This is a genomic window from Castellaniella sp. UC4447_H14 (assembly GCF_052978285.1).
Window position 1 is genome coordinate 2680983 of the sequence record NZ_CM129666.1, and the last position, 14088, is coordinate 2695070.

Sequence of the window (14088 nt, forward strand, 5' to 3'; positions counted from 1 at the left end):
TTCGGCGGTTTTCCTTTGCGGATGGTGTTTCGGGCTTACAGAAAGTGGTCCAGGATCCGGCGACTGGCCTTGTCCAGCGCCGTGATGTCCCGTATGACGAAATGCACGCCGCTGGAATCGGCGATCAATAGCGCCGTGGCCGACAGGCGACGGATGTCGTCTTCCGAATTCAGGATCAGATGTGTGGCGCCGCGATCGGTGTCCAGTTCCCAGCGGCTGGGCGTGGTCCAGCTCGACGCATACCGGATGCGCTGGATCAGCGGGTGGAACTCCCGCTGTGCGAGTTCTTCGGTGATCAACCGCTGATGGGCTTCGGGCAGGTCCGCGAGGCGATCGATCCAGACGATTTCCCGCCCCAGCGGGCCGATCAGCGCCAGCCCTTCTTCGCGATGCGTGATGGGAAAGCTGCGCACCGGCCGCACGGCCAGGGGTTCGGCCCCGGCCCGCTGCAGCATGAGCCGGCCGAAGGTGTCGCGCGACAGCGTGTAGTCGGGACGCACGCTCTTAGCGGCCATCGGAGGCTCCGTTGGAGGTCTGTGGGTGCCATTCGCGTGCGCTGTCAGGCCGGGACTGGCCCTGCAACTGGGCATGGTACAGCCGCGCATAAGCGCCTTCGCGCGCCAGCAGTTCGTCGTGCCGGCCGATCTCCACGATGCGCCCCTGGTCCATGACCACCAGACGGTCGGCCTCGCGCAGGGTACTCAGCCGGTGCGCGATGGAGATGGTGGTGCGGCCTTGCACCAGGTTGTCCAGCGCCTTCTGGATTTCGTTTTCGGTGGCGGTGTCCACCGACGAGGTGGCCTCGTCCAGAATCAGGATGGGGGGGTCGATGAGCAGGGCGCGCGCAATCGAGATGCGTTGGCGCTCGCCGCCCGACAGCGCCTGGCCGCGTTCGCCCACCAGCGAGTCGTAGCCATGCGGCAGGCGCAGGATGAATTCGTGCGCATGGGCTGCGCGCGCCGCTGTGATGATGTCGGCGGGCGTCGCGCCCGGACGGCCGTAGGCAATGTTCTCGGCGATGGTGCCGTAGAACAGGAACGGCTCCTGGAGCACCAGCCCGATGTGGCGCCGGTAATCGCCCGTGGGGTAGCGGCGGATGTCCACGCCGTCCAGGTGAATGGATCCTTGCGAGACGTCGTAGAAGCGGCAGATCAGATTGACCAGCGTGCTCTTGCCGGATCCGCTGTGGCCCACCAGGCCGATCATTTCGCCGGGTGCGATGTCCAGGCTCAGATCCTGGATGACGCTGTGGTTTCCGTAGCGGAACCCGATGTGGTTGAGTTCGATGTGCCCGCGCACGTTTTCGAGCCGTTGCGGCTGGGCTGGCTCCGGCACGTTGGAGTTGTGGTCCAGGATGTCGAAGATGCGCTTGGCACCGGCGGCGGCCTGTTGGGTGGCCGACACGATGCGGCTCATGGAATCCAGCCGGGTGTAGAAGCGGCTGATGTAGGCCAGAAACGCCGTGAGCACGCCCACCGTGATGGCATCCTGGGAGACCAGCCAGATGCCGAAGGCCCAGACCACGAGCAGGCCCAGCTCCGTGAGCAGAGTGACCGTGGGACCGAACAGGGACCACAGGGCGTTGACGCGATCGTTCACGGCCAGGTTGCGGTCATTGGCATCGCGAAACCGGGCGACTTCGCGCCGTTCCTGAGCGAAGGCCTTGACCACGCGAATGCCCGGGATGGTATCGGCCAGGACGTTGGTGATTTCCGACCAGATGCGATCGGCCTTCTCGAATCCGTGGCGCAGGTTGTCGCGCACCCAGTGGATCATCCAGCCGATGAAGGGCAGCGGTGCCAGCGTGGCCAGCGTCAGCATCGGGTTGATGGACAGCAGGATGACCGTGGTCATCACGATCATGAGCACATCGGTGACGAAGTCCAGCAAATGGAGCGACAGGAACAGGCAGATGCGGTCGGATTCGGACCCGATCCGGGCAATCAGGTCCCCGGTGCGCTTGCCGCCGAAATACTGCAGCGAGAGCTGCTGCAGGTGCTGGAAGGTGGCCGTGCGCATGTCCGCGCCGATGCGTTCGCTGACCCAGGCCAGGATGGCGCTGCGCGCCCACCCCAGTACCCAGGCCAGCAAGGATGCCGCCAGCAGTCCGGCCAGGTATTCGGTCACCAGCCGGTAATGGATGGGCTCGCCGTTCTGGAAAGGGATCAGGACGTCGTCCATGAGCGGCATGGTGAGATAGGGAGGCACCATGGAAGCCGCCGTCGCTGCCATGGTCAGGCCCATGCCGGTGGCGAGCTTGGCTTTGTACGGCCGCGCAAAGCGCCACAGGCGAAACAGCGCCCGGGCGGGCGGTTCGCTGATCTCGTGGTCGACGGGCGTGATTTCGGCGCGGGCCCTCTGGGGATCGGGATGGCGGAGAGCCTGCCAGGCGGCGGCCAGCGCCAGCGCCTCTGCATGGTGGCTCAATGTGTAGCGCCAGCGCGTCAGGCGGGAGTGGGCGTCGACCAGCTCGATGCTGCCCACGCCCGACTGGTCCTGCAGGCGCAGTTCCATGTCCGCACGCAGCGGCCAGGACCGGTTTTCGGTGGCGTCCGGACTGCTGGCGAGCCAGCGCCGGTTGGTCAGAGCGACCAGGCCCTCGACGAAGCGCAGTTGCGAGTCCAGGTCCGTCTGCAGCCACGCGATCAGGTGCTCGCCTTCGGCCAGATGGCTGTGCAGGGCACTGCGCCATGGTTCGGGGAGGGTCGAGGGGTCGGCGAATTCAGCGGGGGAATCGTTCAGGAGGCCCGGCATGAGCGGCATTCGAGGGGGGTATCGCGAGAGAGTGGCGCGAGAACGGAAAACTGTTGTTTGGGCGCGTCGTGAAGCGACACAAATTTTCATCTCTTTTTGATCGGCATGCAACAAAAACCGGAATGATCGAATTAATATGTGTGCCGTTACATTGCACGGCGCTCCCGCGCCTCTCTGCGAGCCCCTACTGCGTGGTCGATCATGGACGACAAGAATATTGAGTTTCTCAATATGGTGTATTTGCGGGGGCCGAACATCTGGACCTATCGCCCCGTCATCGAGGCGTTGGTCGATATCCACGGCCTGGAGGACTATCCCTCCAACGTCATCCCCGGCTTTTACGAGCGCCTGAGCGCGTGGCTGCCTACGCTCATCGAGCACCGATGCAGCATCGGCGAGCGCGGCGGCTTCCTGTCGCGGGTACGCGAAGGCACCTGGCCGGCCCACATACTGGAGCACGTCACGCTGGAGCTGCAGAGCCTGGTCGGCATGCCGGGCGGACTGGGGCGCGCGCGCGGCACACCGCTGCGCGGCGTCTACAAGGTCATCGTACGGGCCTGGCACGAGCCTCTCACCCGCGCAGCGCTGTACGCCGCGCGTGACCTGGTGATGGCGGCGATAGAGAGCCGGCCCTTTGACGTGGAGGGCACGCTGGAACGCCTGAAGGATCTTGCCGAGTCGCTCAGCCTGGGACCCAGCACGGCATGCATCGTGGACGCCGCGGACGACCGCGACATACCCTTCATCCGCTTGAGCGACCTGAATCTGTTGCAATTGGGCTACGGTTCGCGCCAGCAGCGGATCTGGACGGCCGAGACCAGCCGCACCAGCGCCATCGCCGAGGACATCTCCCGCGACAAGGACCTGACCCGGCAGTTGCTGCAATCGTGCGGCGTCCCCGTCCCCGAAGGTCGGATCGTCAATGGGGCCGGGGAAGCCTGGGAAGTTGCCCAGGACCTGGGGCTGCCGGTGGTGGTGAAGCCGTCGGACGGCAATCACGGGCGCGGAGTGTTCACCTGCCTGACGACGCAGGAGCAGATCGAGGCTGCCTATGCCGTAGCGGTGAATGAGGGCAGCGATGTGATGGTCGAGCGCTATATCCAGGGCGACGAGCACCGCCTGCTGGTGGTGGGCGGCCGCGTGGTGGCTGCGGCTCGCGGCGAGGCGGCCATGGTGGTGGGCGATGGCGCTTCCACGGTGGTGCAGCTCGTGGAATCCCAGCTCAACTCGGATCCCCGGCGCGGCCGCGACGAGGATCACCCGCTGAACGTCGTGCGCCTGGATTCGGCGGCGCGCATGGAACTGGAACGCCAGGGCCTGACGGGCGACGCCGTCCCCGAGCGGGGACGCGCGGTGCTCATCCAGCGCAATGGCAACGTCTCCATCGACGTGACCGACGCCGTACACCCCGACGTGGCCTTCCAGGTGGCACTGGCTGCCCGGATCGTGGGTCTGGACATTGCCGGCATCGATCTGGTGACGCGCGATATCTCGCGTCCTCTCGAAGAGGTGGAGGGCGCCGTGGTAGAGGTCAACGCCGGCCCCGGATTGCTGATGCACATCAAGCCGGCGGCGGGCCAGCCGCGCCCGGTGGGTCAGGCCATCATCGACAATCTGTTCCCGGTGCCGCGCGACGGCCGCATCCCGGTCGTGGGCGTGAGCGGCAGCCGTGGAACGGGACCGGTCACTGAACTGGTGGCCCATTTGCTGTGCCTGACCGGTCAGTTGGTGGGCGTGGCCTCGTCCCAGGGGCTGACGCTGGGCAACAGCCATGTCACGACCACCGATGCGGCGCACTGGGACGCGGCGCGCCGTGTGCTGCTGAACCGTTCGGTGGACTATGCCGTGCTGGAAAACGGCGGCCGCGTGATTCTGGGCGAAGGCCTGGCGTACGACCGCTGCCAGGTCGGGGTGGTGACCGGGATTGATCCGGCGATCACTTGGCCCGAATTTCACATGGAATCGCCCGAAGACCTGGTGCGTATCTTCCGCACCCAGGTCGACGTGGTGCTGCCGGGCGGCGCGTCGGTATTGAATGCCGATGACCCGCTGACGATGGGTCTGGCGCCATTGTCCGACGGGGCTGTCGTCGTCTATGGTTTGCAGGCGCAGGGCGAGGCGCTGCGGGCTCATCTGGCGCAGGGCGGGCGGGCCGTCTTCATGCAGGACGATGCTATCGTGCTGTCCGAAGCGGGTGTCGAAATCTCGCTGCTGGCGCAAAACGAAATTGCCCAGGCCATCCAGGCCGACGGTCTGGGCTGTGTCCTGGCTGCGTTGGCCACTGTCTGGGCGCTGGATCTGGATGTGGAACGCATGCGCGTCGGGCTGCGCACCTGGAATGCCCGCAAGGTGCCGGCCGTCGATACGGCCCCCGCTCTTTGACTACCGATCCGTTGGAACTCCGCCTGGATCCCGCCTTTTCCTAGGATATTGCTAAATGGAAGTCTCCCGAGTCCGGGCCTTGCGCGGCCCCAATCTATGGTGTCGGCAAACGGCCATCGAGGCCGTCGTCGCCTGTTCCGAGAGCGAGCGCGCGATTGGCGACATGGATGCCTTCGAAACGCGATTGCGGGCGCGCTTCCCTGACATCGACATCCTGCGGCCCGCCGGCCAGGCCGAGAGCAATTCACTGGCTTACATCCTGGCGTGCGCGGCGCTTCGGCTGCAGACGCAGGCCGGGTGCCCAGTGTCCTTCTGCCGCGTGGCGGCCACGCACGAGCGGGGCGTCTACCGCGTGGTGGTGGAGTACGTCGAGGAAGCGGTGGGGCGCCTGGCTTTCGATCTGGCGCTCTCCCTGTGCCAGGCAACGCTGGCCGATGCGACGTTCGACCTGGCCGATGCGCTGTTCCGCCTGAGGGATCTTTACGAGGATGTGCGCCTGGGACCCAGTACCGGGTCCATCGTCCGGGCCGCCCAGCGCCGCGGCATCCCGTATCGCCGACTGAATGAAAACAGCCTGGTCCAGTTCGGCTGGGGGCGCCATCAACGGCGCATCCAGGCCGCCGAGACCGACGCCAGCGGCGCCATTGCGGAAGCCATTGCCCAGGACAAGTCTCTGACCAAGGCCTTGCTTGCCTCCGCGGGAGTCTCCGTGCCGCGCGGACGTACCGTGAAAGATGCCGACGACGCCTGGGCCGCAGCCCAGGAAATCGGCGGTCCGGTTGTTGTCAAACCGGTGGACGGCAATCAGGGCAAGGGTGTGGCGGTCAACGTCCAGGGCCGTGAACAGGTGCTCGCGGCCTACGCCGTCGCGCGCGAATTCAGCGGCGGTGTGATCGTGGAGCATTATTTTCCGGGTCATGACTTTCGCCTGCTGGTCGTGGGCGATCATCTGGTCGCCGCCGCGCGCCGGGACCCGCCCCAGGTGGTGGGCGACGGGCGCAGCACGATCCAGCAGCTGGTGGAACAGATCAATCTGGACCCCTTGCGCGGCGAGGGCCACGGGACCGCGCTGACGCGCATCCGGCTGGATGAAATCGCCCTCAATACCATGGCGACTCAGGGCTATGTGCCGACTTCGGTGCCGGCACCCGGGGTGTGCGTGGTGTTGCGCAACAATGCGAATCTCAGCACGGGGGGCTCGGCCACCGACGTCACCGATCACGTGCACCCGGACATGGCGGCCAGCGCCGTGATGGCGGCGCGCATGGTCGGGCTGGACGTCTGCGGCATCGACGTGGTGAGCCGCGACGTCTTCCAGCCGCTGACCCCCGAGACCGGCTGTATCGTCGAGGTCAATGCCGCGCCCGGGCTGCGCATGCACCTGAGCCCCTCGTTCGGCAAGGGCCGCGACGTAGGCGGCGCCATCATCAACATGCTGTTCGGGCCCAAGACGAATGGCCGCATCCCGGTGGCTGCCGTCACGGGAACCAATGGCAAGACCACCACGGTGCGCCTGATTGCGCACCTGTGCTCCCGCCCCGGGGTGTGCGTGGGCATGACCAATTCGGACGGCGTCTATGTGGGTTCCCGGCGTATCGACACGGGCGACTGCAGCGGACCCCAGAGCGCGCGCAGCGTGCTGCTGCACCCTGATGTGGATATGGCCGTGTTCGAGACGGCCCGGGGCGGCATCCTGCGAGCGGGGCTGGGATTCGACCGGTGCGACGTGGCCGTGGTCACCAATATCGGCATCGGCGATCACCTGGGCATGAACTACATCAATACGGTCGAGGAACTGGCGACCGTCAAGCGCGTGATCGTAGAGAACGTGAAACCTGGCGGCATGGCGGTGCTAAACGCTCAGGACCCGCACGTGGCCGGGATGGCGGCGAGCTGTCCGGGCGAGGTGACGTTCTTTGCGCGGGATCCGCGCCATCCCGTGATCGAGACGCATCGCGCCCGGGGCGGCCGGGTGGCCTTCGTGGACCAAGGCGACATGGTGTTCGCCCAGGACCGCATGGAGACGCGCGTGCAACTGTCCACCGTGCCGCTGACGCACCAGGGCACCATCGCCTTTCAGGTGGAGAACGCGTTGGCGGCCACTGCGGCAGCGTGGGCCATGGGCGTGGACTGGGTGCAGATCCAGCGGGCGCTGGCCACGTTCGTCAATGACGCGGGAACGGTTCCCGGGCGCTTCAATCTCTTCGACTATCGTGGGGCGACCGTGATTGCCGATTACGGCCATAATCCGGATGCGATGCAGGCACTGGTGCAAGCCGTGCAGGCCATGCCGGCCAAGCGGCGCACCGTCGTGATCAGCGGTGCCGGCGATCGGCGCGATCAGGACATCCGCCGCCAGACGGAGATCCTGGGCGATGTCTTCGATTCGGTGGTCCTGTACCAGGATCAATGCCAGCGCGGGCGCGCCGATGGCGAGGTGCTGGCGCTGCTGCGCGAAGGACTGCATGCCGCCCGCCGCACCCGCCAGATGGACGAGATCCACGGCGAGCTGCTCGCCATCGACACGGCCCTGGATGCCCTCGAACCTGGCGACCTGTGTCTGGTGCTGATCGACCAGGTCGAGCTGGCGCTGGCGCACATCGAACACCGGCTGCGCACGCCGATGCCGGCCTAGTGGTCTGTTTGCTTTAAGATAGATGGCTTGCACCGGCTGCCCACAGATCCGGGCCGATCCTCCAATCGGCCGGCTCCCGGGGCAGACCTCCATTCGGAACCCATCATGGACATGTCCACTACTTCCCGTACCGTTTTTTCCCAACGCGCCAATCGGCTCACCAGTTCGGCTATCCGCGAAATCCTGAAGATCACCGAACGCCCCGAGGTCATTTCCTTTGCGGGCGGTCTGCCGTCGCCGGCCGGTTTTCCGGTTGCCCAGTTGAAGGCGGGATTCGATCGTGTCCTGGAGACCCAGCCGGAGCTCGCGCTGCAATACGGCCGCACCGAGGGCTACACCCCGTTGCGTGAATGGGTGGCGCAGCAAATGTCGCGTGAAGGCGCACCGGTGGACCCCGAAGAGGTCCTGATCGTCTCGGGTTCCCAGCAGGCGCTGGACATGCTGGGCAAGCTGTTCATCGATCCGGGCTCCCGTGTGTTGGTCGAGGCGCCCAGCTACCTGGGGGCCTTGCAGTCGTTTTCGCTGTTCGAGCCGCAATTCCAGGCGGTTCCCACCGACGCGCGCGGGCTGGTTGCCGAGGCGCTGGACGAGGACCTGACGCGCGGCGCGCGCTTCATCTATGTGCTGCCGAACTTCCAGAACCCGACCGGTCTGACGCTGGATCGGGAACGCCGGCAGACGCTGGTCGACCGCTCCGCCGAGCTTGGGCTGCCGATCATCGAAGACGACCCCTATGGCGAGCTGCGCTATGCGGGCGAGCCTCAGCCCAGCCTGTTGCGGTTGGGGCGGGCGGCTGGCGCGACGGTGATCCGCCTGGGCACGTTCTCCAAGGTGCTGGCACCGGGGCTGCGCCTGGGCTACGTGGTGGCCCCGCGCGAGATCATCTCCAAGCTCGTCCAGATCAAGCAGGCGACCGATCTGCATACCGCCATGGTGACGCAGATGGCGGTGTTCGAAGCGGTGCGAACCGGGTTTCTGGAGACGCATCTCCCCAAGGTCCGCGCCCTGTATCAACAGCAATGCGGCTACATGCTGGATGCGCTGCAGGCGCATTTTCCGACCGACGCGCAGTGGACGCGCCCGCAGGGCGGGATGTTCATCTGGGTGACGCTGCGGCCCGGCATCGACACGACAGCGCTGCTGCAATCGGCCATTGCGCGCAATGTCGCCTTCGTCCCCGGCGCGCCGTTCTATGCGGGAGTCCGTGCGCCCGTCAATACCTTGCGCCTGAGCTTCGTGACGGTACCCGAGGTCCGTATCCGGACGGGCGTGCAGATCCTGGGTGAACTGATCGGTCCGGCGGAATAAGTCTGTGCGCCCATCCGGCCCCGATGCGCCGCGCACGGCGCCCGATCTGTCGGACATGCATGCGGATGACTGGGTGGCGCGGTGGCTGCCGGCCGCCTGGGGGCCTTATGCGCGCCTGTGCCGGCTGGACCGGCCGGTGGGCACCTGGCTCACACTGCTGCCGGCGCTGGCCGCGCTAGTCCAGGCCGCCGATGGCTGGCCTACCGTCTGGCGGCTGGTGATTTTCTCGCTCGGTGCGCTGCTGATGCGCGGTGTCGGGTGCACGTTCAATGACATGTTCGACCGCGACTTCGATCATCAGGTCGAACGCACCCGCTTCCGGCCACTGACCAGCGGCCAGCTCACCCTGAAGGCGGCTATCTGGTTTGCCGTGGCCCAGATGGCCGTGAGCGCGACCCTCCTGCTGGCGATCAACGCGTACAGCCGCTGGCTGGCATTGGCTCTGGTGCCGCTGGTAGTGATCTATCCGCTGTGCAAGCGCTTCACCTATTGGCCCCAGGCCGTGCTGGGGGCGGCGTTCAACTGGGGCATGCTGATGGCCTGGTCCGACACTCGCGACGTGGTGCCGTGGACGGCGATTGCCATGTGGCTGGGCACGGTGCTGTGGCAGATCGGCTATGACGGCATCTACGCCTACATCGATTTGCGCGATGATCTCCGGCTGGGTCTGAAATCGGTGGCCATGCGGTTTGGCGACCAGGGCAAGCGCTGGATCGGCGGCCTGTACGCCGCAACTCTGGTGCTGTGGGTCGCGGCGGGCGCCGGAATGGGCATGGATCAGCCCTACTTTTGGGTGATGGCCGTGATCGCGGGGCATTTCGCCTGGCAGATGGCGGTGTTCGACGTGCGCAAGCCCGAGCGCGGCTTGCGGCTGTTCCGCGCCAATATGCAGGTGGGCGTGCTGCTCATCGTGGCGGCGCTGGCGGGGACGGTGCTGTAGCGTTGCCCGCTGTCGTGGTGGTATCCGGCCCGGACGCTCCCGAGACGTGAGCATGCCGCCGTTTTTCGCCGCGCGACATCTCTGTATACGACGACGGATTCGCCAGGCTCGCGGGTTCGGAACAGTTCCTCGCGGCACTGCCGGTGTAGCCTCCGAGGTGGCCGCCGATGCCGAGGTTCAGGGCGCGGATCCAGTCGCCGATATACCACTGACGACACCGCGGCGTTCGCCCGCATCAGCCGCGTGCACGCGGGCCCAAATTTCAGAACGCCTGACCGAGGTTCCTGTCGGTGTTTACCCTAGGCTGCAACGATTGCCACTTGACCAGTGACGATATCTCGCTACTATGAAGGTAATGAAGCGACCGTGTAGGGCAGCGTAGCCCGGCAGGTAGCGGCCGTTCTAAATCAGTCGCCTCGAATCACAGTTTCCGCATCAAGGCAAAAAGGCCTATAGCGCATATTGCGCTATAGGCCTTTTTCTTCTGACAGGGTTTGCGATGGCCAGTAAAACCGTCCAGGTCGGTGTGTTGATATCTACGACGGGCTCCTATGGTGCCGTGGGCCGCACGGTCGTTAATGGCGTCCGCCTTGCCGTTAAAGAACTCGCCGAATCGGCGCCTGGGTTGAGACTGAATCTTTCGTATGCCGATCCCGGCGGAAAAAATTCAGAATATGTCACATTGGCAGAAAGCATGCTGCGAAGTGGCATCAAGCATGTCATTGGCTGCTACACCTCATCCAGCAGACAACAATTGCTGCCATCGTTTGAGCGGTATAGGGCTCTTCTTTGGTATCCGGCCCATTACGAGGGCTTCGAAGCTTCGGATAATGTCGTCTACACGGGCACGGCGCCTAATCATCACATCCATCCGATGATCGATTACATGATGCATAACCACGGTCGGACAGCCTATTGCGTGGGGTCCGACTATATTTGGGCGTGGGAAAGCAATCGCGTATTCAGAGATGAATTCCTCAGGAGAGGCGGAGCGGTCTTGGGTGAAAAATATGTGCCTATTGATGGCCTGGATATTGACGAGATCATTCGATCAATCTTGAAGCATCGGCCAGCCTTCATATTGAATACGCTTATCGGCAGATCCAGCTATCACTTTTTCCGAAAATTCCGGAAGGCGTGCGTGGACGCGAGGATCGACCAGGTCGGCGACATGCCAATCGTGAGCTGCAATCTTTCCGAGGCGGACTTGCAGGAAATCGGTCCCGGAGCGGCAGATGGGCATTTCAGTTCAAGCGTGTATTTCTCAACCGTCGATACACCACAGAACAAGGCTTTCGTGCAGGCTTATCGCGGCTTGTACCCGAGCGATTGTCTGCCCACCGTCGAAGCCGAGGCAGCCTACATCGCCACGAAATTTCTCGGTGCCGCTCTGGCGGACGTTCCTGAAGGGAGCGAGATCGAGCGTGTGCGGAATCAGGCCCTCAACTATCGATTTCTCGCCCCGCAAGGCGAGGTGCATCTGGATCTTCTGACATTTCATACCTACCTCACTCCACGAATAGGAAGGTCAAACACGAGTGGCGAATTCGATATCGTGGCTGAAGCCGACCACCCCGTGCGGCCCGACCCTTATCTGGTTGGTTTGTCGACCGACACACCCCTCAAGGTGGTGAGCACCGAGATGTGAATGCTATGAATAGTGTCTCTTGCGTCAAGAATTTCAGTCGGCGGCGCGCGCTCATCGTCACGGACGATGCAGCGGCCTCGGCCAGGCTTGGCTTGAGTCTGGGTCGTGTGGGCGTCCGTACGGAAGCCGCTCGGCTCATGCAAGAAGGCATAGATCTGCATGGCCAGAGTCTTTGTACGGAACGCGACATTCTATTTCTGGACGGCGACCTGAATATAGTGATTCACGTCCCGTGTTACGAAAAGACGTCTGTGCCGCTCATTCCGATTATAGGCCTGGTGGGAATAGAAGCCCCGAGCAGGTTGGAGCGGTTGTTTTCCTATGGCGCTACCGCATTCATCAAAAAGCCGATATACGCGGGTGCAGTCTTCCCGAGTCTTTTCATGTCGGTCAATGGGCATATGCAGATGCTCCAGCTTATGCGGTCTCAGCACAAGTTGGACTTGCGTCGGGGCATGCGGCGCTACGTGATGAAAGCGGTTCTCATGATGATGGACGAGAATAACCTTACGGAGGAAGAGGCATACGAGCGCCTACGCAAGACAAGTATGAATATGCAAATGAGCATTGAGGATCTGTGCAAGCGGATCGTTGATGAGGAGTCGCCCGATACGTCAGATGATGTGAATGACGTGGGTATCCTTGGACATATCGGGCGAAGGAAATGGGCCGCCAATGGCATGCTTGATTGAACACTAAGGTATTGGAGAAATTGACGTTGTGGTCCGGCGTAGATCCGTAGGTGGCTGCACTCGTCACGATTTGAAGGACGAGGTTTGACTTCCCGTTAATGGCCAGAATGGCCCTGGCAAAGGTGGAGAAACAAATGAAAAACGATCAAGAACGTAATAATGGTGTTTCATCCGACAGTGTTGACAGCGTGCGATCATCCACCCCGGCGGGTGCGGGGGTGAGCCGCCGCGCCTTTCTGCAAAGGTCTGGCGTAATGGCCGCTGGCTCCATGCTGGGGGGTGGCCTTGCCACGTTTGGAATCCCCGCCGTGGCGGCTTCTGACAGCGCGGTGAATATCGGCTTTATCGAAGACATATCGGGGAATATCGCGATCTACGGCATCCAGAAGTACCACTGCGCTCAGTTGGCGGTGGCCGAGATCAACCAGGGGCTGACATTGGCGGGCGGCCCGGTGGGGGTCGGTGGCATCAATTCCGAGGGAAAGTCAGCGAAGGATGCCCCCACGCTGAAGCTCGATACCAAGGCCGCATCAATAAAGGTCCTGTCCGACGGAGGCGCATCCGAGGATCGCCCGGCCCTGTATCGCAGCGAAAGCGAGATACTGATCCCGTCAGGGGATAAGGGACTTCTGGGCAAAGAAGTCAAGCTGGCGTTCGCGGATGGCCAATCCAACAATAGGATATGGCAGCAATTGGCCCGGAAATTGATCCAGCAGGACAAGGTCGACGCGCTGGTGGCGGGTTTCACGAGCGCCGAGAGAGAAGCCATCAGGCCCATTGTCGACAAAGGCAAGCAGCTCTATTTCTATACGAACCAGTACGAAGGCGGGGTGGCCGACGAATTCACCTTCTGCACCGGGCCGGTTTGTGAGCAGCAGGTTGTGCCGGTTGTCCAGTATATGGTCAGCAAATTTGGTCCGCGATTCTATACGCTGGCCGCTGATTACAATTTCGGTCAGCTGACCGCTGGATGGGCCAAGGCCGTGGCGCCATTGGTGGGCGGCGAGGTCATCGGTGAAGAATTCCTGCCGATGGATCAAAGCCAGTTCAGCCAAGTCATCGCGAAGGTTCAGCAGGCGAAGCCCGATTGGGTGTTTGCCTTGTTGGTCAGCGAGAATCTCGCCAATTATTATCCTCAGGCTGCAGCGGCCGGCTTGAAATTCCCCATGGCCTCCACCATCAACATGATGCAGGGCTACGAGCATATCCGCTTTGCCCCGCCGGCGATGGAGAATATGCACAACGCGGTTCACTACATGGCCGAGCTTCCCACGGAAAGAAATCAGGCGTTCCTGAAGCGGTTCTTCAAAATGTTCCCCAACGACCCATACGTCGGCGGCATGGCGCAAAACACCTATTTCACCATTCACCTGTATGCGAAAGCGGTTCGAGTCGCTGGAACGACGGATCAGGCCGAAGTGAAAAAGGTGTTAGAAAGTGGCTGGACGATCGAAGCGCCCGAAGGGTCGGTATCCCTGGATCCGGCCACTCACCATTGCGCGCGCGCCATCCGGATGGCTCGGGCTGACAAGGATCAGAACATCAGTTTTGTGCGCGAGTGGCCCAATATCGATCCGTGGTGGCTCTCGCGGTTGGGCGTGAACCTGGTCCGGAACCCGGAACATAAGCAGTACACGCCGGGCGATGATCCGTTCTTCCCGATGTTGGCCAAGATGACCAAGAAAAAGTAACTCTCGGGGCGCGCCCTGCCTGTGCAGTATAGGGCGGG

Annotated in this window: 8 protein-coding genes and 1 pseudogene; 7 read left to right on the forward strand and 2 right to left on the reverse strand. The window is 63.3% G+C overall.

The genetic code is table 11. The features are described 5' to 3' along the window. Positions 1 to 35: 35 nt before the first annotated feature. Complete coding sequence (locus ACVCMJ_RS12950) at positions 36 to 515, reverse strand: cyanophycin metabolism-associated DUF1854 family protein (RefSeq protein ID WP_447081807.1); 480 nt, start codon at positions 513 to 515, stop codon at positions 36 to 38. Further along, entirely contained in the window at positions 505 to 2754 is a 2250-nt protein-coding gene (locus ACVCMJ_RS12955) for a cyanophycin metabolism-associated ABC transporter (protein ID WP_447081808.1), read from the reverse strand. The genes ACVCMJ_RS12950 and ACVCMJ_RS12955 overlap by 11 nt, the downstream gene beginning before the upstream one ends. Positions 2755 to 2955: 201 nt before the next feature. Between ACVCMJ_RS12955 and ACVCMJ_RS12960 the strand changes: the two are divergent. The 7 genes and pseudogenes from ACVCMJ_RS12960 to ACVCMJ_RS12990 form a co-directional block, all read left to right on the forward strand. Next, positions 2956 to 5106: pseudogene (locus ACVCMJ_RS12960) on the forward strand (cyanophycin synthetase); the annotation flags it as partial. Between the two features lie 85 nt (positions 5107 to 5191). Continuing rightward, the gene (gene cphA, locus ACVCMJ_RS12965; RefSeq protein WP_447081809.1) at positions 5192 to 7771 is read left to right on the forward strand and encodes a cyanophycin synthetase; all 2580 of its coding nucleotides are present in this window, start codon (positions 5192 to 5194) and stop codon (positions 7769 to 7771) included. A 105-nt stretch (positions 7772 to 7876) separates the two neighbouring features. Beyond that, positions 7877 to 9079 (forward strand): aminotransferase-like domain-containing protein, encoded by a 1203-nt coding sequence (locus ACVCMJ_RS12970; RefSeq protein ID WP_447081810.1) that lies wholly within the window; start codon positions 7877 to 7879, stop codon positions 9077 to 9079. A gap of 55 nt (positions 9080 to 9134) precedes the next feature. After that, entirely contained in the window at positions 9135 to 10019 is an 885-nt protein-coding gene (ubiA, locus tag ACVCMJ_RS12975; RefSeq protein ID WP_447082593.1) for a 4-hydroxybenzoate octaprenyltransferase, read from the forward strand. Between the two features lie 499 nt (positions 10020 to 10518). Continuing rightward, a complete protein-coding gene (locus ACVCMJ_RS12980; RefSeq protein WP_447081811.1) occupies positions 10519 to 11667 on the forward strand; it encodes a transporter substrate-binding domain-containing protein in 1149 nt (382 codons plus the stop codon). Positions 11668 to 11672: 5 nt separating this feature from the next. Further along, entirely contained in the window at positions 11673 to 12359 is a 687-nt protein-coding gene (locus ACVCMJ_RS12985; RefSeq protein ID WP_447081812.1) for an ANTAR domain-containing response regulator, read from the forward strand. A 134-nt stretch (positions 12360 to 12493) separates the two neighbouring features. Then, positions 12494 to 14050: an ABC transporter substrate-binding protein gene (locus ACVCMJ_RS12990; protein ID WP_447081813.1), complete on the forward strand. Its 1557-nt coding sequence runs from the start codon at positions 12494 to 12496 to the stop codon at positions 14048 to 14050. The last annotated feature ends 38 nt before the right edge of the window (positions 14051 to 14088 follow it).